We start from the raw sequence: 22,746 nt of genomic DNA, 5'->3' as shown, positions 1-22,746 counted from the left end.
GGCTCGTGTGCCGTGACCGGCTATCTCGACCGCCTCGCGGAGCTGCTGCGCGAGGCGCACGGGCTTCCGGCGGACCATGTCGCGGCCGTCGTCGCCGACCTCGGCTCGTATCTGGCGCGGGCCGGGGGAGCGGAGCCGGAGGACGCGTTCGGGCCGGTCGACGCGTTCGCCCGGCGGCTCGCTCCGGACAGGGCGTCCGCCCCGGCCGACGAGCACCTGGAGACCTGGTGCTTCCTCGCCGACACGTACGCCGGCGAGGAACTGCTCAACCGGTTCGGCGACGAGGGCTGGGAGGTCGAGCGGATCGACCCGCCCGGCCGCTTCGTCAGCCACCGCGACCCCGAGCGGCCGAGGCGCTGGGAGTACCGGCGTGAGGTGGCCACGGGAGCGGGCGGGAGCCGCGCCGAGCAGCTCGCACGCGACGAGCGGCTCGCGCGCGACGGCTGGGAGCCGTGCGGCGACTGGGTCGTGTACGCGTGGTTCAAGCGTCCCAAGGCGGCCGCCACCGACCCGGTGTCCGCGCCCGCCGGACCGCCGCCGGCCCCGCCGCGCCGTCGCGGCTTCCTGCACCTGGCGCTCCGGACACTGCGCGGGCGGCGCCGCTAGCGGGCACATCGGTGGGGCCGGAACACGTGTTCCGGCCCCACCGGTGCGCCTACCGCCTATCCCTTGAGCGCCGCCGACATCATCGCCTGCGCGATCGGCGCCGCCAGACCGTTGCCGCTCACCTCCGAGCGGGCCGCGTTCGACTGCTCCACCACGACCGCCACCGCGACCTCCTTGCCGGTGGAGTCGTCCTTCGCGTACGACGTGAACCAGGCGTACGGCGTCTCGCTGTTGTTCTCGCCGTGCTGGGCCGTACCGGTCTTGCCGCCCACCGTCGCGCCCGCGATCCGCGCGTTCGTACCGGTGCCCTGCGACACGACCGTCTCCATCGCCGACCGCAGCTGCGAGGCCGTGGACGCGCTCATGACGCGCTTGTCGTCGCCGTCCGCGAAGCTCTTGATCGCGTTGCCGTCGGCGTCCGTGACCTGCGACACCATGTGCGGCGCCGCCTGCTCGCCGCCGTTCGCGATCGTCGCCGAGACCATCGCCATCTGCAGCGGCGTCGCCGTCACGTCGAACTGGCCGATGCCCGACAGACCCGTCTGCGCCTTGTCCATGCCCGACGGGTACACGCTCTTCGAGGCCCGGACCGGCATGTCCTGCTCGCCGTCGTTGAAGCCGAGCTTCTCGGCCATCGCCCTGACCTTGTCCTGGCCCAGGTCGACGGCCATCTTCCCGAAGACGTTGTTGCAGGAGTACTGCAGGGCCGTACGGATCGTGGCGTTCTCGCAGGGCGCGGACGCGCTCTCGTTCCGCAGGTCGGTGGCCGTGCCGGGCAGCCGGTACGGGTTCGGGCTGTCGGTCTTCGTGTCCACCGACCCGTAGAGCCCGTCCTCGAGCGCGGCCGCCGCGACGACCAGCTTGAACGTGGAGCCCGGCGGCAGCGCCTGCTTGATCGCGCGGTTCAGCGTCGGCCGGTCCTTGTCCTTCGACAGCGCCGTCCACGCCGTGCCGTCGGTGGCCGGGTCCGAGCCGCTGATCTTCGACGGGTCGAAGGACGGGGTCGAGACGAGGCCGAGGACCTTGCCGGTCTTCGGGTCGATCGCGACGGCCGCGCCCTTCTTGTCGCCGAGCGCGCGGTACGCGGCCTTCTGCACGCCCGGGTCGATGGTCGTGACCACGTCACCCGGCTCGGTGTGTTTGCCGGTGACCGCGTCGACCGGGTTCTTGAGGCGCACGTCCGTGCCGTCGAGGACGTCCTTGTAGATGCCCTCCAGCTGCGTCTGCCCGTACACCTGCGAGCTGAAGCCGGTCACACCCGCATAGAGATCGCCGTCCTTGTACGTGCGCTTGTACGCGAGGTCGCTGCCACCGCTCGTTCTCTTCGAGCCGGTGACCGCCTGGCCGCCCACGATGATGTCGCCCAGGGGATACGCGTACTGCCGCATCACGTTCCGCCGGTTGTCCTTGTTGTCCGCGAGGGCCCGGCCGTCGTAGAACTGCACCCACGTCGCCCTCACCAGCAGAGCGAGCACGAGGAGCAGACAGAAGACCGAGGCGCGTCTGATCGTCTTGTTCATCCCGCACACAGGACGAGCGGCCAAGAGCGAATCGTTCCGTTCCGCACCGGTTTCTCAGCGAATCCTCATCAAGACCCCGGCACGGTCCCCGGCCGCGCGCCGGCGTCAGAGCCGCCGCGTCGCCATGGCCAGCCGGTCGCGGGCGTCGAACAGGGCGTCCTTCACCAGCTGCTCGTGCGCGGGGGTGAGGCGCGCCACCGGCACCGAGCAGCTGATCGCGTCGCGCGCCGGGGTGCGGTACGGGATCGCGACGCCGAAGCAGCGCAGACCGAGGGTGTTCTCCTCACGGTCCACCGCGAAGCCCCGCTCCCGCACCGTGTGCAGCTCCTCGATGAGCTTCTCGCGGTCGGTGATGGTGTTCTCGGTGAGCGCCGGGAGCGTCTCGGGGAGCAGCTTGCGGACCTGCTCGTCGGTGTGCGTCGCGAGCAGCGCCTTGCCGAGCGACGTGGAGTGCGCGGGAAGGCGGCGGCCGACGCGGGTGAAGGGCCGCAGGTAGTGCTGGGACTGGCGGGTGGCGAGGTAGACGACGTTCGTGCCGTCGAGCCGGGCCAGGTGGATCGTCTCCGTGGTGTCGTCGGAGAGCCGGTCGAGCGTGGGGCGGGCCGCGGCCACCACCTCGTCGCCGTCGATGTACGACGTGCCGACCAGCAGGGCGCGCACGCCGATCCCGTACCGCGTGCCCGTCGCGTCGGTCTCCACCCAGCCGAGGTCGACGAGTGTGCGCAGCAGCATGTACAGGCTGGACTTGGGATATCCGACAGCCTCCTGGACCGCGGCCAGCGAGTGCATTCCGGGCCGGCCCGCGAAGTACTCGAGCAATTCCACTGTCCGTACCGCGGACTTGACCTGCGCCCCGCCGCCCGTCTCGCCTGCCGACATCGCGCTTGACCCCTTCGTTCGACCGGACTTAGTGTCCTGACTCCGTAGCATATTCATCACCAGGGACAGCGTTCAGCATATCGAACAGGTGCTGTTCGTCGTCGGGTGAGCGGCGCAGATCTGGGAGGAACCCGCGGTGGCAGCAGCACCAGTCTGGAGTGTCGACCCCCGAACCGGGAAGCACCGGGAACAGGTGGCGGTCGAGGCCACGGCCGGCGAGGTCGACCAGGCGGTCCGCGCCGCGCGCGCCGCCGTGGACTCGCTCGCCGACCGCACCGTGCGGGCCGCGTTCCTGCGCAGCGCCGCCGAGTTCCTCGACGCCTCGAAGGACCACCTCGTGGAGGCCGCCGACGCGGAGACCGCGCTCGGCCCGGTCCGCCTCACCGGTGAACTTGCCCGCACCAGCTACCAGTTGCGCGCCTTCGCGGACATCGTCGACGAGGGCGCTTTCCTCGGCATCGTCATCGACCACCCCGACGACACGGCGACCCCGCCGATCCCGGACCTGCGCCGCTACAAGGTGCCCCTCGGTGTCGTCGCCGTCTACTCGGCGTCGAACTTCCCGTTCGCGTTCTCCGTGCCCGGCGGCGACACCGCGAGCGCGCTCGCCGCGGGCTGCCCCGTCGTCGTCAAGGCCCACCCCGACCACCCGGCCACCTCCGAGCTGGTCGCCTCCGTGATCCGCCGGGCCGCCGCGCGGCACGGCATCCCGGAGGGCGTCCTCGGCCTGGTCCACGGCTTCGAGGCGGGCGTCGAGCTGGTCAAGCACCCGCTGGTCTCCGCCGCCGGATTCACCGGTTCGGTACGGGGCGGACGCGCGCTCTTCGACGCCGCGTCGTCCCGTCCGGTCCCGATCCCCTTCCACGGCGAACTCGGCTCCCTCAACCCCGTGGTCATCACGGCGGAGGCCGCGGCCGAGCGCGGCGAGCAGATCGGCGCCGGGCTCGCGGGCTCGATGACGCTCGGCGTCGGCCAGTTCTGCGTGAAGCCGGGTCTGGTCTTCGCCCCCGCGGGCGCCGACGGAGACCGTGTCGTCGCCTCCCTCACCGACGCCGTCAGCGACACCGGCGCCGGGGTCCTCCTCGACCACCGGATGCGGGACAACTTCGTCGCGGGCGTCGCCGAGCGCGCGGGCCTGCCCGACGTGGACGCCCCCGTCACCCCGGGCGCCGGCAGCGAGCACACCGTCAGCCCCGGCTTCCTCACGGTCCCCGCCCAGCGCCTGGCCACCGACGGCGGCGACCACGACCTCCTCCTGGAGGAGTGCTTCGGCCCCGTCACGGTCGTCGCCCGCTACGAGGACGACGCCCAGGTCACCGCCGTGCTCTCGCGGCTGCCCGGCAATCTGTCGGCCACCGTCCACCTCTCCGAGGGCGAGGCCGCCGGCAAGGGGCGCGGCGCCGAGATCCTCGCCGAGCTCACCCCGCTCGCGGGCCGCGTCCTGGTCAACGCCTGGCCCACCGGCGTCGCCGTCGCCCCGGCGCAGCACCACGGCGGCCCGTACCCGGCCACGACGTCCACCTCGACGTCCGTGGGCGGCACCGCCGTCGAGCGCTGGCTGCGCCCGGTCGCCTACCAGAACACCCCCGAGGCACTCCTGCCGCCGGAGCTGCGCGACGACAACCCCCTCGGCCTGCCGCGCCGCTACGAGGGCCGTCAGGAACTCTGAGCACCCGACCCCCTACTCACCTGGAACTCTGACCCGATGGACACCGAACTCCTCACACTCCCCGAGCTCCCGTTCCCCCTGCGTCCCTACGGCCCCGACGGGCAGTGGGCGTACGAGGACGGGGTGCTCACCGGCAGGGCCGGGCCCCGCCAGGACCGCTTCGTGCCGCCCGCCGGTACGGCCCTGGACCCGGCCTCCGACGCGCCCCGGCTGCTCGGGGCGGCGCCGGAGGGTGACTTCCAGCTGATCGCGCGCGTCACGGTCGGCTTCACCGCAGACTTCGACGCGGGCGTGCTCTACCTGCACGTCGGCGAGCACGAGTGGGCCAAGCTCTGCCTGGAGCGCTCGCCCGCCGAGCCGACCGTGTGCACCGTCGTCACCCGCGGCCGCTCCGACGACGCGAACGCGTTCGTCGTGGGCGGCGACACGGTGTGGCTGCGCATCAGCCGCACCGGCACCGCCTTCGCCTTCCACGCCTCGCCCGACGGCGAGAAGTGGACGTTCGTCCGCGTCTTCTCGCTGGGCGACGAGGCGTCGACGGCCGCCGCCCTCGTGGGCTTCATGGCGCAGGCGCCGGTCGGTGACGGCTGCGTCGTCACCTACGACCGGATCGCGTTCCGCCCGGAGGGGCCGCGGGGGCAGCGGGACGGTTCCTGACCGTACGGGGCGACGGGGAATGGGACGCCCCGGCCGGACGTTGAACGGGGTCGCAGGGGGACCCCCTGTGCCGTACGAATCTGGAGTGACCCCCATGCGCGTCGAGATCTGGTCCGACATAGCCTGCCCCTGGTGCTACGTCGGCAAGGCCCGCTTCGAGAAGGCCCTGGCCGCCTTCCCGCACCGTGACGGTGTCGAAGTGGTCCACCGCTCCTTCGAGCTCGACCCGACGCGCGCCAAGGGCGACAACGGACTCGTCATCCCGATGCTCGCGCAGAAGTACGGCATGACCGAGGACCAGGCGCAGGCCGCCGAGCGCAACCTCGGCGAGAACGCCGCCTCCGAGGGCCTCGACTACCTCACCGAGGGCCGCGACCACGGCAACACCTTCGACATGCACCGCCTCCTCCACCTGGCGAAGGAGCGGGGCCGCCAGGACGAGCTGATCGGCCTCCTGTACCGGGCGAACTTCGCCGAGGAGCGGTCCGTCTTCGCCGACGCCGACGAGTACCTGGTGAGCCTCGCCGCCGAGGCCGGTCTCGACGCCGACGAGGCGCGCGCGGTCCTCGCCGACCCCGCCCGGTACGCCGACGACGTGCGCGCCGACGAGCGCGAGGCCGCCGAGCTCGGCGCGAACGGCGTGCCCTTCTTCGTCCTCGACCGCACGTACGGCGTATCCGGCGCCCAGCCCTCCGAGGTCTTCGCCCAGGCCCTCGAACAGGCGTGGGGGAACCGCTCGCCGCTCCAGGTCATCGACGGAGCGGACGGCGCGGAGGCCTGCGGCCCGGACGGATGCGCGGTCCCGCAGAGCTGACACACGCGGACACACCCCGCAGGACCTGCATTTATAAGTGACGCTTAGCGGTACTGCTCAACAAGTCGCAATGGACCGATACTTGGCGAGGCGGCACAGTGGGTCCCATGGAGACTCTCGATCACGCGCTCGTGCGCGCCGAGTTCGCGCCCACCACGACCTATCTGAACACCGCGAGCACCGGGCTGCTCCCGGCCCGCACGGTGGCGACCATGGGGGACGCGGTCGCCTCCGTCGCGGCCGGGCGGCCCGCCGACATGTTCGAGGACGTCGAGGCCGCCCGCGCCTCCTTCGCCCGGATCGCCGGCGTCCCGGCCGACCGGGTGGCGGCGGGGGCCTCGGTGGCCGTCTACACCGGCGTCATCGCCGCCTCGCTCCCGTCGGGGGCCGAAGTCCTCACCGCCGAGGGCGACTTCAGCTCCACCGTGAACCCATTCCACGGACGCGGCGACCTCAAGGTGCGCACCGCACCGCTGGAGGGCATCGCCGACGCGGTGCGCCCCGGCACGGCGCTCGTCGCGGTCAGCGCGGCCCAGTCCGCCGACGGGCGGATCGCCGACCTGCCCGCGATCCGCGAGGCGGCCCGCGCCCACGGCGCCCGCACCTATGTCGACGTCTCCCAGTCGGCCGGCTGGCTCCCCGTCGACGCCGACGCGCAGGACTACACGTCCTCCGTCGCCTTCAAGTGGCTCCTGTGCCCACGCGGCGTGACCTTCTTCGTCGTCCCGCAGGACTTCGGCGGACTCAGCCCGCTGTTCGCCGGCTGGGTCGCGGGCGAACACCCCTGGGACAGCTGCTACGGACCCGTCGCCGAACTCGCCCACTCCGCACGGCGGTTCGACGAGAGCCCCAGCCTGTTCTCGTACGCGGGCGCGCGGCACTCCCTGGCGCTCGTCGAGGAACTCGGCGTCGACGCGATCCGCGCCCATGACCTCGCCCTGGCCGACCGCTTCCGCGCGGGCCTCGCCGCCCTCGGCCACACGCCGGTCCCCGCGCCCGGCTCACCCATCGTCTCCGTGCCCGGTCTCGGCGTACGCCAGCCGGAGCTGAGCAGCGCGGGCATCGAGGTCTCCGACCGGGCGGGCAACCTGCGCGCGGCCTTTCACCTGTACAACACGGAGTCCGACGTCGACCGGCTCCTCGCGGCCCTGAAGGGCTGACCCGGTTCGGTTCCCCGTCCGGCCACCGGCGCGTTCGCCGCCGGTGGCCGGACTCACTCCTCGGCCCGCACCGCCGTCGGGCAGTCCGCCGCCGCCCCCGTGCACAGGCTCGCCTCGACCTTGGCGAGGAGCCGCAGGAACTCTGCCCGCTCCTGCTCGTCGAGGCCCCGGAGCGTGTGGTCCTCCAGGTCGCCCCACGCGTGCTGCACGTCGCCGAGCAGGCCGCAGCCGGCCTCCGTCGGCTCGACGAGCACGGCCCGCCGGTCGCCCGGGTCGGGGGACCGGCGCACATGACCGGCCTGTTCGAGCCGCTGGAGCATCTTCGTCACCGTGGACGGGTCAAGGTCGACCGCCTTGATGAGCTCCGACTGGCGCACGGGCCCCTTGTCCCACAGGTGCATCATCAGAAACTCCTGGCCCGGGTAGAGGCCGAGCCTGCGCAGCAGCTTGCCCGCGGTGATCCGGTGGAGGCGCGCGACGCGGGAGAGCGCATGACTGACGGGGCCGCACCGGGCGACCTCGGGCAGCTGCTCGCTACAAGGCTGCTCGCTACAAGGCTGCTCGCTACGAGGCTGCTCGCGACCAAGTTGCTCGCTACAAGCGGGCTCGTCCGTCATGGCGACTCCAGACTCCGGATCGTGCGGTCTCTCGGGGTTTCCCACCCTCTCAGCTCTTCACGAAGAGATTACCTTGGTCGGCCAAGGAATAGGTTACGGTGGCACACGGTTCACTTAGTTGGCCGACCACATAACGAGCGTCCCTGCCGTCGCCCGCCCTTGGATGGAGCAGTCATGACCACCGCCTTCGATCCGATCGACCTCTCCGGCGTCCAGCTCGCCAACCGCATCGCCATGGCCCCGATGACCCGCAGCCGGGCCGGCGAGGGCGGCACCGCCACCGACCTGACCGTCGAGTACTACGCGCAGCGCGCCTCGGCCGGCCTGATCATCACCGAGGGCATCCAGCCCTCCGCCGCCGGTCAGGGCTACGCCTGGACCCCGGGTCTGCACAGCGACGAGCAGATCGCCTCGTGGCGCAGGGTCACCGACGCCGTGCACGACGGGGGCGGCAGGATCTACGCGCAGATCATGCACGCCGGCCGGATCAGCCACCCGTCGCTGCAGCCCGAGGGCGGGCTCCCCGCGGCGCCGTCCGCGATCGCACCTGAGGGCAAGGCGTTCACGAACGACGGCTTCCAGGACTTCGTCACGCCCCGTGAGCTGACCGCCGACGAGATCCGCGCCACGATCGCCGACTACGCCACCGCCGCACAGGGCGCGATCGCGGCCGGCTTCGACGGTGTCGAACTGCACGGCGCCAACGGGTACTTGATCCACCAGTTCCTCGCGCCCGGCTCCAACGAGCGCACCGACGAGTGGGGCGGCAGCGTCGAGAACCGCGTCCGGTTCGCCGCCGAGGTGGTCAAGGCCGTCGCCGACGCCATCGGTGCCGACCGCACCGCGCTGCGCATCTCGCCGCTGAACGCCTACAACTCCATGCCGGGAACCGACTCCGCAGAGGTCTACCAGGCGCTGGTCGCGGCGATCGAGCCGCTCGGCATCGCCTATCTGCACGTCCTGGAGGCCACGCCGGAGATCCGGGAGATCACCGCCGATCTGCGCAAGCGGTTCAGCGGCACCTTCTTCCTCAACGCGTTCACCGAGGGCCCGACCGACCACAGGGCGCTCGCACTGATCGAGGACGGTCTCGCCGACGTCGTCACCTTCGGCGCCCTGTTCCTCGCCAACCCGGACCTGCCGGCCCGGCTGGGGACGCAGGGCCCGTACAACACCCCCGACCCGTCCTCGTTCTTCGGCGGCGACGCGAAGGGCTACACGGACTACCCCGCCCTGTCGGCCTGACGCCTTCCCCCTAGATGCAGTTGGGGCGGCTCCCTGCGAGGAGCCGCCTCAACTATGCCTCTATGAAGGTCACTTCACCGGAGTGAAGTCCCTCGCCCCGATGAACTCCGGCCGCCGTACCGGAGCCGCGAACGGCTCCACGGCAGCGTTCTCCACGCTGTTGAACACGATGAAGACGTTCGAGCGCGGATACGGGGTGATGTTGTCCCCGGAGCCGTGCATGGCGTTGCAGTCGAACCAGGTCGCCGAGCCCGCGCTGCCGGTGAACAGCCTGATGCCGTGCCGGTCGGCGAACTTGGTCAGCGCCTCGTCCGAGGGCGTGCCCGCGTCCTGCATCTGGAGGGACTTCTTGTAGTTGTCCCGCGGCGTCTCACCCGCGCAGCCGAGGAACGTCCTGTGCGACCCAGGCATGATCATCAAGCCGCCGTTGGTGTCGTAGTTCTCGGTCAGCGCGATCGAGACGGACACCGTCCGCATGTTCGGCAGGCCGTCCTCGGCGTGCCAGGTCTCGAAGTCCGAGTGCCAGTAGAAGCCGCTGGCGCCGAAGCCCGGCTTGACGTTGATCCGCGACTGGTGGACGTACACGTCGGAGCCGAGGATCTGGCGCGCCCGGCCGACCACCCGCTCGTCGTGCACCAGCTTCGCGAACACCTCGCTGATCCGGTGCACCTCGAACACGGACCGCACGTCCTGCGACTTCGGCTCGACGATGGAACGCTCGTCGGCCTTGATCGCCGGATCCGTCACCAGACGGTTCAACTCCGCCTGGTAGACGCCGATCTCGTCCGGCCCGATCAGCTCGGGGATCGCCAGGAAGCCGTCCCGTTCGAACGACTGCAGGTCCGATGGGACGATCGGGCCCGGCGCGCCGGGCGCCGACCAGACGACCGGGTCGACGCGCGGCGTCGCCACCTCGGACGCGCCTCGGGTCGGGTAGAGATCGGTGGTCGCCGACTGGGTGCTCGTCGGTCCGGTCATGGAACTCAGGCCTCCTCGGGTTCGGTCAGGAGCGGGTACACGCCGTTCTCGTCATGGTCCTCCCGTCCGGTCACCGGCGGGTTGAAGACGCACACGCACCGGAAGTCCGTCTTCGGCCGCATGGTGTGGCGCTCGTGGCCGTCCAGGAGGTACATCGTGCCCGGCTCGATCCAGTGCTTCTCGCCGGTTTCCTCATTGGTGAGCTCGGCCTCGCCCTCCACGCACAGCACGGCCTCGATGTGGTTCGCGTACCACATCCTGGTCTCCGTACCCGCGTACAGGACGGTCTCGTGCAGCGAGAAGCCGACCCTCTCCTTGGCGAGCACGATGCGCTTGCTCTCCCAGGTCCCCGACGCGGCCTTCACATGCCGGTCGGTGCCCTCGATCTCCTTGAACGATCGGACGATCACGGTGAGTTGCTGCCTTTCTGTTCCAGTGTGTTGCGGTGTCAGGCGGTCTCGCGCACGGCCCTCGTGAGCGTGCGCAGCCCCTCGTCCAGCTCGTCGGGCGTGATCGTCAGCGCCGGCAGGAGCTTGACGACCTCGCCCTGCGGGCCGGAGGTCTCGATGAGCAGGCCGAGCTCGAAGGCGCGCTTGGCCACCGCGCCCGCCCGCTCGGTGTCGTGGAACTCGATGCCCCACACCAGGCCGCGGCCCCGGTACTCCTTGACCGCGCCGGCGTGCTCCTCGCGGAGCGCGGCCAGGACCTGTTCGATCTGCTGGCCGCGGGCGAGCGTCTGCTTCTCCATCGCGGCGCCGTCGGTCCAGTACGCCTCCAGGGCCGCGGCGGCCGTGACGAACGCCGGGTTGTTGCCGCGGAACGTGCCGTTGTGCTCGCCGGGCTCCCACACGTCGAGCTCCGGCTTGAACAGGCACAGGGACATCGGCAGCCCGTAGCCGCTGATGGACTTGGACACGGTGACGATGTCCGGCGTGATGCCCGCCTCCTCGAAGGAGAAGAACGCGCCGGTGCGCCCGCAGCCCATCTGGATGTCGTCGACGATGAGCAGCATGTCCCAGCGCTCGCACACGTCGGCGAGCTTGCGCAGCCACTCGGCGCGCGCGACGTTGATGCCGCCCTCGCCCTGCACCGTCTCGACGATCACGGCGGCGGGCTGGTTGAGGCCCGAGCCCTGGTCCTCCAGGAGGCGCTCGAACCAGATGAAGTCCGGCGTCCGCCCGTCGAGGTAGTTGTCGAACGGCATCGGGGTGCCGTGCACCAGCGGGATGCCGGCGCCCGCGCGCTTGAAGGCGTTGCCGGTCACGGCGAGCGAGCCGAGCGACATGCCGTGGAAGGCGTTCGTGAACGAGACGATCGACTCGCGGCCCTTGACCTTGCGCGCCAGCTTCAGCGCCGACTCGACGGCGTTGGTGCCCGTCGGGCCCGGGAACATGACCTTGTACGGCAGGTCACGCGGGCGCAGCACGATGTTCTGGAACGACTCAAGGAAGGCGCGCTTCGCGGTCGTCGACATGTCGAGCCCGTGCGTGACGCCGTCGCGCTCCAGGTAGTCGATGAGGGCGCGTTTGAGGACCGGGTTGTTGTGCCCGTAGTTGAGGGAGCCCGCGCCCGCGAAGAAGTCGAGGTACTCGTGGCCGTCCTCGTCGTACATGCGGCTGCCCTGCGCCCGGTCGAAGACGGTGGGCCAACCGCGGCAGTAGCTGCGCACCTCCGACTCAAGGGTCTCGAAGACGCTCAGGTCCGGCTGGGTGATGGTCACAGCGAATCTCCTGGGAGATGGGGGTGGGGGTGGGGGTGAAGTCGGGGTGGGGACTCAGTGGGTCAGACGAGGGGGCCGATGCGGTGGAGCACCTCGGGCTCGTGCCCGTCGTCCGGGAAGAGGCCCGCGTCGAACAGCACGGTGTGCGCGACCTGTGCGCCGTGCCGCCGCGCGAACGAGGCGAAGAGGCGCTGCGACGGGGTGTTGTCGGGCGAGATCGTCGTCTCGAGCACGGTCGTCCCGTGGCCGGCGGCGGCCTTCGCCCAGAGCCCGTCGAGCAGCGCCCCGGCCAGACCGCGCCCCCGGTGCGCGTCGTCGACAGCCACCTGCCACACCACCAGGGTGTGCGGGTCGTCCGGGCGGATGTACCCGGTGATGAACCCGGCGACGGAGCCGGCGGCGTCCCGCGCCACGACGGACGTGGCGGCGAAGTCCCGGCACCACAGCAGATAGCTGTACGAGGAGTTGAGGTCGAGCACCTTCGAGTCGCGGGCGATGCGCCAGATCGCGGCGCCGTCGGCCACCTCGGGCCGGTCGATCCGCAGACTCTCAGGCATTTCCAGGAATTGCGCGGTCATGTGAATTCAATTTACCGAGCAATTTCTGGGATTGCATCGAGGGAGAGGGTTACGTAAACGCTCGTCCTGTGTTATCGCGCGGGTGGGGGCGCGTACGCGAGATCCCGGAAGAATGTGCTGGTCTGTCCGGGATGAACTACGCAAAATTCCCCCGATGTGGAGTGCGTCACAAGAAGGTAACCCACGTGAGACGCGTCCGAATTACGCCGATTCCCGTTGTTGAAATCTTAGTGTTTACGTCCCGGGAAAGCGGGCAGAAGAATATGGGAAGCTGCGCTGAGAAATGCGCGAGAATTGACTCGGAATGCAAAAGGAGGTGCCGCCCCATTGAAGGGGCGGCACCTCCTTTTGTGAAGGCGAGGGGCGAAGGGTCTACGGGGTGTTTACGCCCAGGCCGCCGTGACGGCCCGGCGGGCCCCCTCCAGGTCCACCGGCGCACCGGCCCCGGCCGCCCCGTCCAGCTCCGCAAGCGCACCGCCGAGCGCCGCGAGCGACGACTGCACGACACCCCGGGTGGCCTGCGGGCCGTAGTGGTTGACGCGGATCATCTCCTTGGCGAGCGCGCCGCCCCCGGCCACCAGCGGCAGGGCCGGGTCCACCGCGAGCGCCCGCGCGACCAGCTCGGAGGCGTCGACGCCCGCCGGGGCGCGCAGCGTCGTGGCCACCGGCGCCGCGTCCCGCGCCTCGTACACGTACGGCTCGATGCCGCCGCCGAGCGCCAGCGCACCGGCCCGGGTGGCCGCCGCCGCGTGGGCGTGACGGGCCGTCAGCGCGGCCAGGCCCTCCGTCTCGATGCGCTCGACGCACGCCTCCAGGGCCAGCATCTCCAGCTGCGCCGGCGCGTGCAGCAGCGCCTTGCGCCCGCCGTCGATCCAGCGGTGCTTCCAGTCGAGCAGCGACAGATACGAGTGGCGCGGCGCCTGCGGGTTGGCCTCCATCCGCTCCCACGCCCGCGCGCTGACGGAGACCGCGGACACGCCCGCCGGACCGCCCATGGCCTTCTGCGCGCCGATCACGCACAGGTCCACGCCCCACGCGTCGGGGAGGACCGGCTCGGCGGCGATCGACGCCACCGCGTCCAGGTAGAAGAGCGCGCCGTGCTCGCGCACCACCTCGCCGATCTCGGCCACCGGGTTGGTGTTGCCCGTCGCGGCCTCCGCGTGCACGAGCGAGACGAAGTCGATGTCCGGGTGCTCGGCGAACGCCTCACGCACCTGGGCGGCCGGCACCGCGGTGTGGAACGGCACCGCCAGGTCGTGCACGGTCGCGCCGCAGTCACGCAGCCAGTCGCCGAAGGTCTGGCCGTAGGGGCCCGTGACGATGTTCAGGGCCACGGTGCCCGGGCGCGCGGTGCCGCGGATCGCGCCCTCGAGGGGCAGCAGCGCCTCGCCCTGCATGATCACGACGTCCTGCGAGGTGTCCATGAGCCCGGCCACGCGCCGCTCGACGGAGGCGAAGTGGTCGGCGCTCAGGGGGGCCAGGTCAAGGAAAGGGTGGGTCACGTTCGCGCTCTCTTCGCTCTCTGGGCTCACGTCGCCCGTGATCTTCGTTCACGAGTTCGTACGGCGGGCTGCCGTTCCGAGCGTACCCACCGGCCTCATAGGCTTCGGACATGAGTGAGCGCACGGTGCTGCACGTGAAGGGGCGGGTCCTCGTCGGGCCCGACGACGTCAGGGACGAGCTGTGGGTCGTGGGCGGGCGGGTGACGTACGACCGCCCTGCCGGGCCCGGCCTCGACATCACCACCGTCGACGGGTGGGCCATGCCGGGGCTCGTCGACGCGCACTGCCACGTCGGCCTGGACACCCACGGCCCGGTGCCCGCCGACGTCGCCGAGAAACAGGCCCTCACGGACCGCGAGGCCGGCACCCTCCTGATCCGCGACGCGGGCTCCCCGTCCGACACCCGCTGGATCGACGACCGCGAGGACCTGCCCAGGATCATCAGGGCCGGCCAGCACATCGCCCGCACCCGCCGCTACATCCGCAACTACGCCCACGAGATCGAGCCGCCCGAGCTCGTCGCGTACGTGGCCCGGGAGGCGAAGCGCGGCGACGGCTGGGTGAAGCTGGTCGGCGACTGGATCGACCGGGACGCGGGCGACCTCACCGCGTGCTGGCCCCGCGAGGAGGTCGAGGCCGCCATCGCCGAGGCACACCGCCTCGGCGCCCGCGTCACCGCCCACTGCTTCGCCGAGGACTCGCTGCGCGACCTCGTGGAGGCGGGCATCGACTGCATCGAGCACGCGACGGGTCTCACCGAGGACACCATCCCGCTGTTCGCCGAGCGCGGCGTCGCGATCGTCCCGACCCTCGTCAACATCGCCACGTTCCCGCAGATCGCGGCGGCCGGCGAGACCAAGTTCCCCCGCTGGTCCGCCCATCTGAACCGGCTGTACGAGCGCCGCTACGACACCGTGCGGGCGGCGTACGACGCCGGGGTGCCGGTCTACGTCGGCACGGACGCCGGCGGATCGCTCGCGCACGGCCTGGTGGCGGGTGAGGTCGCCGAACTGCGCAAGGCCGGCCTCTCCGCCGTGGACGCGCTCTCCGCGACGGCGTGGGGCGCCCGCGCCTGGCTCGGCCGCCCCGGCCTCGAGGAGGGCGCCCCGGCCGACCTGGTGGTGTACGAGAGCGACCCCCGCGCCGACGTACGCGTGCTCGCGGCACCCCGGCGGATCGTGCTGCGGGGACGCGTGGTGGGCTGAACAGGCCGCGGGCGGACGCGGGTTGACGGAACGTGACGCCGCGGCCCGCCCGCTCGTTGCACACCACTCGTGTGCGCCCGCGCGGCCGCCGGTGCGTTCGACGCGCACCGGCGGACCGGGTGGCAACAGAGAGGCAGCAGAGGCGTAGCAGAGGGGCGAGAGGGAACAACCGAGCCCAAAGAATCGAAGACAAGCTCGGAAACCTCACTTTGGAGTGAACTCCCGTCAGCTTGCTGACCGTTCACTCTCAGTGCGTAAAGATTCCTGCGTCGAGGCCGTCCGCGCACGCCCGGCGATGTCCCCCATGGCGGGGCAGGGCCGACGGCTCCATCTCTCATGTGGGGGTCCCACCAGCATGCCCAGCACCACCTTCCGCACGCCCGCACGCCGTCTCGCGGCGTCGGCCGCCGCCACGGCCCTGGCCGTCGGCCCGGCCCTGCTCGCCACCGCGGGCACCGCACACGCGACGGGCGGCCATGAAGGCAGGTCGAGCGCGGTCGTCCTGCGCGCAGGCCTGGACGTCTCGCTGCTCAACAAGACCGTGAACGTCCCGCTCACGGCCACGCTCAACGAGGTCCAGGCCCCCGCGAGCGCCGAGAAGACCGCGCTCACCGTCAAGCTGGACGGCGTCGACGGCGGACAGCCCTTCAGCGTCCTGCGGGCCGACGTGGCCACCGCCCGGGCCACCGCCGACGACCACAGGGCCGAGGGCTACAGCAACCTCGCCCACGCCAGGGTGCACGTCCCCGGCCTGCCGCTGCTCTCCCTCATCGAGGTCGGGCAGGTCACGTCGAAGGCGGTCTGCGAGGCGGGCAAGCGGCCTGTCGCCGAGTCGAACGTCCTGGGCGGTGTCACGGTCCTCGGCAAGAAGGTGACCCTGTCCGCCGGTGGCACCACCGAGGTCAGGGTCCCGGGCGTGGGCGAGGTCCGGCTCGACCTGTCGAAGACACACACCACGTCCCGTACGGCGGCCGCCACCGCGCTCGAACTGAAGGTGTCCGTCAACCCGCTCAAGCTGAACGTGGCGGAGGTGGAGGGCACGGTGACCCTGGCGGGCGCGACCTGTGAGACGCCCCTCTCGGCGCCCGCGTCGAAGCCGCCGGCCAAGCCGGCCGACGACGTGAAGCCGCAGGGCGGGGCCGCCGCCGAGCCGATCGCCAAGCCTGCGGCGAAGCCCGCCGCGAAGGCGGATCTGGCGGAGACCGGGGGGAACGCGATGACGCCGTACATCGCGGGCGGCGCCATCGTCCTGCTGGTCGCCGGCGCAGGAGGCGTCGCGTTCGCGCGGCGCGGGCGGGCCTGACCGACCCGGCCCGTAAGGAGGGGAGCGGGTGGGCGGAAGCAGGGGGACTCCCGCCCACCCGCACGCGTCGGTCAGGCGCTCGTCGGCGCCTGGTCGAGGGCTTGCAGGGACTGACCGGCCTGTAAGGGAGGGGAGCGGTGGGCGGGAGCAAGGGGGGACTCCCGCCCGCCCGCACGCGTCCGTCAGGCGCTCGTCAGCGCCTGGTCGAGGGCTTGCAGGAACCTGCCCGTCGTCGCCCTGTCCCGCACGGCGAGACGCAGCCAGTCGGCGCCCAGGCCCGGGAACGTGTCGCCGCGCCGCACCGCGAACCCCCGCTCCCGCAGCCGCTCCCGCAGCGCCGCCGCACCAGGGGCCCGCATCAGCACGAACGGACCCTCCGCCGGACACGCCACCGACACGCCCTCCGCCTCGAACTCCGCGAGGCCCGCGACCAGATGGGCCCGGTCGGCCGCGATCCGGTGCGCCGCGTGCGACGCCTCCGCGAGAGCGCGCGGCGACACACACGCCTCGGCCGCGGCCAGCGCCGGCGTGGACACCGGCCACAACGGCTGGGCCCGCTCCAGCTCCGCGACGGTGTCCGGCTCCGCCAGCACATAGCCGATCCGCAGACCCGCAAGGCCCCACGTCTTCGTCAGGCTGCGCAGCACCACGAGCCCCGGCACATCGGTACGCCCCGCCAGGGCCTCCCGTTCACCGGGGACCGCGTCCATGAACGCCTCGTCCACCACCAACACCCGCCCGGGCCGGGCGAGTTGGGTGATGAGAGCCGTCGGATGCAGGACCGACGTCGGGTTCGTCGGATTGCCGATCACCGCCAGGTCCGCGTCCTCGGGCACGGCCGCCGGGTCGAGCCGGAAGCCGTCCTCCGCGCGCAGCAGCACCCGCTCCACCGCATGCCCCGCGTCCCGCAGCGCCGCCTCCGGCTCCGTGAACTGCGGGTGCACGACCACGGGGTGACGGACCTTCAGGGCGCGCGCCAGGAGCACGAACGCCTCCGCCGCCCCCGCCGTGAGCAGCACCCGCTCGGCGGGAAGCCCGTGCCGGCGGGCCACCGCCTCGCGGGCCGCCCGTCCGTCCGGATACGCGGCGAGCCCGGCGAGCGACCCCGCGATGTGCTCGCGCAGCCACACCGGCGGCGTGTCCGCGCGGACGTTCACCGCGAGGTCGATGAGAGCGGCCCCCGTGCCGCGGACCTCCGCGTCCCCGTGGTGACGCAGATCGTGACCGTCGTCAGTGCGCATGCGAGTGAGAGTGCCCGTGCGAGTGGCCGTGACCGTGGTGGTGGTCGCCGTCGTCGTCCGGGTGGAAGTGTGGCTGCTGCGGCAGGCCCACCTTGTCCTCGAAGCCCGGCAGCGCGATCCGGTACACGCAGGTGTCGCAGTTCATCCGCAGGTCACCGCGCACGGCCTCCTCGTACCGCTCCATGACCAGGTCGAGCAGCTCCGGCTCCGGGCCGATCACGTCGGCGGAGAGCACCTCGACGTCCGGGTTCGCCGCCGCCCAGCCCTCCGTCTGCTGCCGTACGCGGTCCGGCAGGATGCCCGTGAACAGGAAGTACGGCAGGACGACGATGCGCCGAGCGCCGAGCTTCACACACCGGTCGAGTCCCGACGGCACGTCCGGTGCGGCCAGCGACACGAACGCCGTCTCCACGCCCGCGTAACCGCGGCCCTCCCACAGCAGCCGCGCCGCCTTGTGCACCTCGGCGTTGGCGTCCGGGTCCGTCGAACCGCGTCCCACGAGCAGGACGGTCACATCGGCCCGGTCCTCGGGCGTGCGGGCACCGCCGCCCAGCGCCTCGTCGAGACGCCGCTCCAGGACGGTGAGCAGCGACGGGTGCGGGCCGAGGGGACGCCCGTACGTGTAGGAGATCCCCGGGTGCCGCTCCTTCTCGCGGGCAAGGGCCGCCGGGATGTCGCCCTTGGCGTGCCCCGCGGACACGAGCATCAGCGGCACGGCGGCGAACCGGCGCACGCCCCGCTGGACGAGCTCGCCGACCGCCTCCGTCAGCGGCGGCGGGGACAGCTCGATGAAGCCGCCCGCCACGGGCAGGTCGGGACGGCGGCGGCCGAGCTCCTCGACGAAGGCGCGGAAGGCTTCGGCACCGGCCTCGTCGCGGGTGCCGTGGCCGGCGATGAGCAGTGCGGGAGGGGTGGTCACGAGGACTCCTTGGGGGTGGTGCCGGTGTGGTCGGTGGTGTCGGGTACGGGGTGCTGCCAGCGGTAGCCGCGCGGGGTGACCATACGGCCCGCGATGCGCCGGGTGGCGGTGTTGCCGACGGTCACGACGGTCATCATGTCGACCCAGGCCGGGTCGAGTTCGCCGAGCGTGGTCAGCCTGTGGGACTCGTCGGCGCGGGACGCGTTGCGCACCACGCCGACCGGGGTGCCGGGCTCGCGGTGCCCGGCGAGGATGCCGAGCGCCTTCGGCAGCTGCCAGTCGCGGCCCCGGCTGCGCGGGTTGTAGAACGTGACCACGATGTCCGCCTCGGCCGCCGCGCGCACCCGCCGCTCGATGACCTCCCACGGCGTGTGCAGGTCGGACAGGCTGATCGACACATGGTCGTGGCCGAGCGGCGCCCCCAGGATCGCGGCGGCGGCCAGCGCGGCCGTCACCCCCGGTACGCCGACCACGTCGATGTCGTCGGACGCCTCGGCGAGCGCGGGCGACGCCATCGCGTACACGCCCGCGTCCCCGCTGCCGATCAGCGCGACGGCCTGCCCCTTGCGGGCCTCGGCGACCGCGGTGCGGGCCCGCTCCTCCTCGGCGCCGAGCCCGGACTCCAGGATCCGGGTGCCGGGCCGCAGCAGGTCCCTGATCTGGTCGACGTACTGGTCGAGGCCGACGAGGACGGACGCGGCGCGCAGCTCGTCGCGGGCGCGCGGCGTCACCAGGTCACGGGCGCCGGGGCCGAGCCCGACGACGGCGAGCCGGCCGCGCGGCGCGCTGCGCACGACCGCGCACGTCGCCATCGCCGGCTTCCCGTCGGCGCGCACCGACTTCCGCTTGGGGACGAGGAGTTCACCCCCGGCGGCCAGGGCGGCGGCCTCCGCCACGGACGGCGTACCGACGGCTTCGAGCGGCGCGTCGGAGGGGTTGGGCACGGTGACCGCGGCGAGCGTCCCGGCGTCGTACGTCACGACGGGCACGCCGAGCGCCTCGGCCGCCCCGACGATGCCCGGCTCCCCGGCCTTGGCGTCGACGGTCGCGAGCCGGGCCACGCACAGCGGCGAGAGCCCCGCGTCGCGCAGGGTGTCCCGCACGAGCCCGAGCACCTCGTCCACGGGGGCGCCCTTGCTGGCCCCGACACCGACGACGAGGGACGGCGGCCGCAGAACGACCTCGCGGTCGGCGGGCTGGACGACCCGATCGGTGATACGGACGCCTGCTGTGGGCAGCGGTTCCGCTGGGGCGATGGGGGTCCCCCCTGCTCGAGCGGAGTCGAGAGCTTGGGGGAGGGTGGGCACAGCGTCAGGTGCCGGGTGAATGGACTGTGGCGTGACGTTGAGAGGCAAGGCAGGCAATGGATACGCCAACTCGGCGTGCAGAGCGACCGGTTCACCGTCCAGAGCCGCCCGCGTAACCCCGGCGACATCCCCCTCGACCGGCACCCCGAGCGTGTCCAACCCCGCCACACCCACGGCGTCCGTGGCAGTCGTCACCACAGCCTCCGCGCCCAGCACGTCGGCCACCTCGCGCGAGAGCGCATTCGCCCCGCCCTCGTGGCCGCCGAGCAGCGACACCGCGAAGCGCCCCGCCTCGTCGACGCACACCACGCCCGGGTCCACGTGCTTGTCCCGCAGCAGCGGCGCGACGAGCCGGACCACGGCGCCCGTCGCCAGGAAGCACACCACCTGCTCGCACTCCGTGAAAGCGCGCCGCACGGCGTCCCCCACGGAACCCTCGTACACCCGCGTACGCGACGGCCACGCCGACGCGAGCCGGTCGCGGGCCGCGGCACCGGCCGCCGTGGCGGAAATCAGGCCGATCACTCAACTACTCCTTCATCCAAGGAAGTTCGAGACATTTCAGGGAAGCCCGGCGCGCCGGCGCTCGCGGATGCGGGCCGCTCGCCCCACACCAGGAACACCGGATTGGCCGCGGCGAGCCGCGACACGTCGCCCGGCAGCGGGGCGAGGCGGGAGGACTGCAGGAGCACCCCGTCACAGGCGAACCCGGCCGCGCCCAGAGCGTCCCGCACCGCGCCCACCCGGTCCACCGCCGCCACAGCCACCACCACCGCGCGCCGCGCACGCCGCGCGCACGCCGTCACGATCGCGGTCAGCTCACGCCCGCCCCCGCCGACGAACACCGCGTCGGGGTCCGCGAGATCGGACAGGACCGTCGGTGCCGCGCCGTGCACGACGCGTACGTCGACACCGTGCGCGGCGGCGTTCTCCCGGATCCGGGCCACGCCGTCCACGGTCTTCTCCACGGCCACGGCCGCCGCCCCGAACCGGGCGCACTCCACGGCCACCGAGCCGGAGCCCGCCCCGATGTCCCACACCAGGTCGCCGGGGCGCGGTCCGAGCCGGGCGAGCGCCAGCGCCCGCACCTCGAACTTGGTGATCATCGAGTCGCGGTGCGCGAACTCGCTCTCGTCGAGCGCCCATCGGGCCGGCGAACGGCCGGGCCCGGCGAGCGTGCCCATCGGCGCGAGCACCCGCTCCTCGTCCAGGCACAGGACCACGCTCACCGCGTCGCCCCAGTCACGGGCGGCGGCCTCCGCCGGCGTGACCCGCTCCACGCTCTCGTGCGCGGGATCGCCGAGGCGGGACGCGACGACGAGGACCCGCAGCGCGCCCGTGCGCGCGAGTTCGGCGCCCAGCTCGGCGGGGCCCGCGCCGGGACCCGTGAGGACGGCCGTCTTGGGGTGCGCGCGGCACACGTTGACCGCGGTCCGCAGGTCACGGCCGTGCGCGCTGACCACCGCCGCGTCGTCCCACGGAAGCCCGGCCCGCGCGAACGCCGCCGCCACCGATGACACCCCAGGGCGTACGTCGAGCGCCGCGGGCCCGAACCGCTCGGCGAGCGCCCGCACGATCCCGAAGAACCCCGGGTCACCCGAGGCGAGGACCACGACGTCCTGCCCCTTCTCGGCGTACCGCTCGACCGCGTCGAGAGCAGGAGCCAGCGGCCCGAGCACGACCCGCTCCGCCCCCGGGTCCAACAGAGGCTCCGCCGCGTCGAGATGACGCCGCCCGCCGATCACGAGCCCGGCCGCGGACAGCGCCGGGTCAGGGGTCAGCGCGGCCCCCGTCCCCGTACCGAAGACCGTGATCACGATTCGGCCCGCGCGGACTTCCCGGCCCGCAGCGCCGCCCGCGCCTCGGGGTCGGCCTTGCGGAAACCGTGGAAGTGGCCCGGGTGGTAGAGGTGCGACCGCGTGCCCTCGGCGTCAAGCGCCGGGCCGACCAGGAACAGGGTGTGCTTCCACAGCTTGTGCTGCTTCACGGTCTCCTCCAGGGTGCTGATCGTGCACTTCACGATCAGTTCCTCCGGCCAGGTCGCCTGGTACGCGACGACGACCGGCGTCGACGTCGGGTAGCCGCCCTCAAGGAGTTCCCGCACCAACTGTCCGCTGCGCGCAGCCGACAGGAACAGGGCCATCGTCGTGCCGTGCCGCGCGAACTCCCGCACCTCCTCGCCGGGCGGCATCGGCGTCTTGCCGCCGCCGAGCCGGGTCAGGATCACGGACTGCGCGACCTCGGGGATCGTCAGCTCGCGCTGCGCGAGCGCCGCCACCGCCGAGAACGACGAGACACCCGGGATCACCTCCGTCGCGATACCGAGCCGCGCGCACCGGTCGACCTGCTCCTGCGTACCGCCCCACAGCGCCGGATCCCCGGAGTGGATACGCGCCACCCGCAGCCCCTCACGGTGCGCCCGCTCGTACACGGCGACGACGTCCTCGAGGGACATCGTCGCCGAGTCCAGGATCTCGGCGCCCGCGCGCGCGTGGTCGAGGACCTCCTCCTGCACCAGGCTGGCCGCCCAGATGACGACATCGGCGTCCGCGATGGCGCGCGCGGCGCGGAACGTCAGCAGATCGGCGGCGCCGGGCCCGGCACCGACGAAGGTCACCTTGCCGGTGGTTGCGCCGGTGGTTGCTTCGGGCATGACTGGGGTCCTCTCAAGGAACGGTTCGGTCGTGGGCGGTTCGGTCGTACGCGGTCGGTCGTACGTGGTTCGGTCGTACAGAGGTACGGGAGGAGCGGTATCGGACGGGTCGCGGCGGGCGGCTCAGCCGCCGCCGGGCGTGCGCGGGCCGTACCGATCGGCTAGCAAAGGAC

At 72.4% G+C, this 22,746-nt stretch carries 21 protein-coding genes; 8 read left to right on the top strand and 13 right to left on the bottom strand.

Features of this window, described 5'->3' with window-relative positions:
- Positions 1-12: 12 nt before the first annotated feature.
- On the top strand, positions 13-606 hold the full coding sequence (locus EOT10_RS24085) for a DUF2812 domain-containing protein (protein ID WP_127830400.1): 594 nt from the start codon (positions 13-15) through the stop codon (positions 604-606).
- Positions 607-662: 56 nt separating this feature from the next.
- Here EOT10_RS24085 and EOT10_RS24080 read toward each other — a convergent pair whose 3' ends face one another.
- Both EOT10_RS24080 and EOT10_RS24075 read right to left on the bottom strand, forming a co-directional pair.
- Positions 663-2,126, bottom strand: a complete 1,464-nt coding sequence (locus EOT10_RS24080; protein ID WP_127830399.1) for a penicillin-binding transpeptidase domain-containing protein — start codon at positions 2,124-2,126, stop codon at positions 663-665.
- Between the two features lie 105 nt (positions 2,127-2,231).
- Positions 2,232-3,005 carry an IclR family transcriptional regulator gene (locus tag EOT10_RS24075; RefSeq protein ID WP_127830398.1) on the bottom strand — a complete coding sequence of 258 codons (774 nt, stop codon included), beginning with the start codon at positions 3,003-3,005 and terminating at the stop codon, positions 2,232-2,234.
- 136 nt (positions 3,006-3,141) lie between these two features.
- Between EOT10_RS24075 and EOT10_RS24070 the strand changes: the two genes are divergently transcribed.
- The 4 genes from EOT10_RS24070 to EOT10_RS24055 all read left to right on the top strand — a co-directional run bounded on the left by EOT10_RS24070 (position 3,142) and on the right by EOT10_RS24055 (position 7,305).
- Entirely contained in the window at positions 3,142-4,674 is a 1,533-nt protein-coding gene (locus EOT10_RS24070) for an aldehyde dehydrogenase (NADP(+)) (RefSeq protein ID WP_127830397.1), read from the top strand.
- A gap of 36 nt (positions 4,675-4,710) precedes the next feature.
- Complete coding sequence (locus tag EOT10_RS24065; RefSeq protein ID WP_127830396.1) at positions 4,711-5,331, top strand: DUF1349 domain-containing protein; 621 nt, start codon at positions 4,711-4,713, stop codon at positions 5,329-5,331.
- A 94-nt stretch (positions 5,332-5,425) separates the two neighbouring features.
- On the top strand, positions 5,426-6,145 hold the full coding sequence (locus EOT10_RS24060) for a DsbA family oxidoreductase (protein ID WP_127830395.1): 720 nt from the start codon (positions 5,426-5,428) through the stop codon (positions 6,143-6,145).
- Positions 6,146-6,252: 107 nt separating this feature from the next.
- Complete coding sequence (locus EOT10_RS24055) at positions 6,253-7,305, top strand: aminotransferase class V-fold PLP-dependent enzyme (RefSeq protein WP_127830394.1); 1,053 nt, start codon at positions 6,253-6,255, stop codon at positions 7,303-7,305.
- Positions 7,306-7,358: 53 nt separating this feature from the next.
- On the opposite strand, the gene EOT10_RS24050 is transcribed toward EOT10_RS24055, so the two are convergent.
- The gene (locus tag EOT10_RS24050) at positions 7,359-7,922 is read right to left on the bottom strand and encodes a MarR family winged helix-turn-helix transcriptional regulator (protein WP_127830393.1); all 564 of its coding nucleotides are present in this window, start codon (positions 7,920-7,922) and stop codon (positions 7,359-7,361) included.
- Positions 7,923-8,096: 174 nt separating this feature from the next.
- On the opposite strand from EOT10_RS24050, the gene EOT10_RS24045 reads away from it, so the two are divergent.
- Positions 8,097-9,167, top strand: coding sequence for an alkene reductase (locus EOT10_RS24045; protein WP_127830392.1), 1,071 nt, complete (start codon positions 8,097-8,099; stop codon positions 9,165-9,167).
- Between the two features lie 69 nt (positions 9,168-9,236).
- On the opposite strand, the gene thpD is transcribed toward EOT10_RS24045, so the two are convergent.
- The 5 genes from thpD to EOT10_RS24020 form a co-directional block, all read right to left on the bottom strand.
- Positions 9,237-10,145: an ectoine hydroxylase gene (thpD, locus tag EOT10_RS24040; protein WP_127830391.1), complete on the bottom strand. Its 909-nt coding sequence runs from the start codon at positions 10,143-10,145 to the stop codon at positions 9,237-9,239.
- Between the two features lie 5 nt (positions 10,146-10,150).
- Positions 10,151-10,555 carry an ectoine synthase gene (locus EOT10_RS24035; RefSeq protein WP_127830390.1) on the bottom strand — a complete coding sequence of 135 codons (405 nt, stop codon included), beginning with the start codon at positions 10,553-10,555 and terminating at the stop codon, positions 10,151-10,153.
- A gap of 38 nt (positions 10,556-10,593) precedes the next feature.
- Positions 10,594-11,865 carry a diaminobutyrate--2-oxoglutarate transaminase gene (ectB, locus tag EOT10_RS24030; RefSeq protein ID WP_127830389.1) on the bottom strand — a complete coding sequence of 424 codons (1,272 nt, stop codon included), beginning with the start codon at positions 11,863-11,865 and terminating at the stop codon, positions 10,594-10,596.
- Positions 11,866-11,927: 62 nt separating this feature from the next.
- A complete protein-coding gene (gene ectA, locus EOT10_RS24025; RefSeq protein ID WP_127830542.1) occupies positions 11,928-12,422 on the bottom strand; it encodes a diaminobutyrate acetyltransferase in 495 nt (164 codons plus the stop codon).
- Between the two features lie 404 nt (positions 12,423-12,826).
- The gene (locus tag EOT10_RS24020) at positions 12,827-13,945 is read right to left on the bottom strand and encodes a pyridoxal-phosphate-dependent aminotransferase family protein (protein ID WP_127830388.1); all 1,119 of its coding nucleotides are present in this window, start codon (positions 13,943-13,945) and stop codon (positions 12,827-12,829) included.
- A gap of 110 nt (positions 13,946-14,055) precedes the next feature.
- On the opposite strand from EOT10_RS24020, the gene EOT10_RS24015 reads away from it, so the two are divergent.
- Positions 14,056-15,150, top strand: coding sequence for an amidohydrolase family protein (locus tag EOT10_RS24015; protein WP_127830387.1), 1,095 nt, complete (start codon positions 14,056-14,058; stop codon positions 15,148-15,150).
- Between the two features lie 355 nt (positions 15,151-15,505).
- Positions 15,506-16,453: an SCO1860 family LAETG-anchored protein gene (locus tag EOT10_RS24010; protein WP_127830386.1), complete on the top strand. Its 948-nt coding sequence runs from the start codon at positions 15,506-15,508 to the stop codon at positions 16,451-16,453.
- 182 nt (positions 16,454-16,635) lie between these two features.
- Here the strand turns inward: EOT10_RS24010 and cobC are convergent, their stop codons facing one another.
- From cobC to cobM, 5 genes are read right to left on the bottom strand one after another with little or no spacing between them, the layout of a single operon-like run.
- A complete protein-coding gene (gene cobC, locus EOT10_RS24005; protein ID WP_127830385.1) occupies positions 16,636-17,694 on the bottom strand; it encodes an Rv2231c family histidinol phosphate aminotransferase CobC in 1,059 nt (352 codons plus the stop codon).
- The gene (locus tag EOT10_RS24000) at positions 17,684-18,613 is read right to left on the bottom strand and encodes a sirohydrochlorin chelatase (RefSeq protein WP_127830384.1); all 930 of its coding nucleotides are present in this window, start codon (positions 18,611-18,613) and stop codon (positions 17,684-17,686) included. The genes cobC and EOT10_RS24000 overlap by 11 nt, the downstream gene beginning before the upstream one ends.
- Positions 18,610-20,445 (bottom strand): precorrin-3B C(17)-methyltransferase, encoded by a 1,836-nt coding sequence (cobJ, locus tag EOT10_RS23995; RefSeq protein WP_127830383.1) that lies wholly within the window; start codon positions 20,443-20,445, stop codon positions 18,610-18,612. The genes EOT10_RS24000 and cobJ overlap by 4 nt, the downstream gene beginning before the upstream one ends.
- Positions 20,442-21,737, bottom strand: coding sequence for a precorrin-6y C5,15-methyltransferase (decarboxylating) subunit CbiE (gene cbiE, locus EOT10_RS23990; protein WP_127830382.1), 1,296 nt, complete (start codon positions 21,735-21,737; stop codon positions 20,442-20,444). Before cbiE ends, cobJ begins: the two co-directional genes overlap by 4 nt.
- Positions 21,734-22,573, bottom strand: a complete 840-nt coding sequence (gene cobM / locus EOT10_RS23985; RefSeq protein ID WP_127830381.1) for a precorrin-4 C(11)-methyltransferase — start codon at positions 22,571-22,573, stop codon at positions 21,734-21,736. Before cobM ends, cbiE begins: the two co-directional genes overlap by 4 nt.
- Positions 22,574-22,746 lie beyond the last annotated feature (173 nt).

Source organism: Streptomyces antnestii, from assembly GCF_004005495.1.
In the GTDB taxonomy this organism is placed as follows: Bacteria; Actinomycetota; Actinomycetes; order Streptomycetales; family Streptomycetaceae; genus Streptomyces; species Streptomyces antnestii.
The sequence above is the reverse complement of the archived record's forward strand: the minus strand, read 5'-3'. Positions and strand labels throughout refer to the sequence as shown.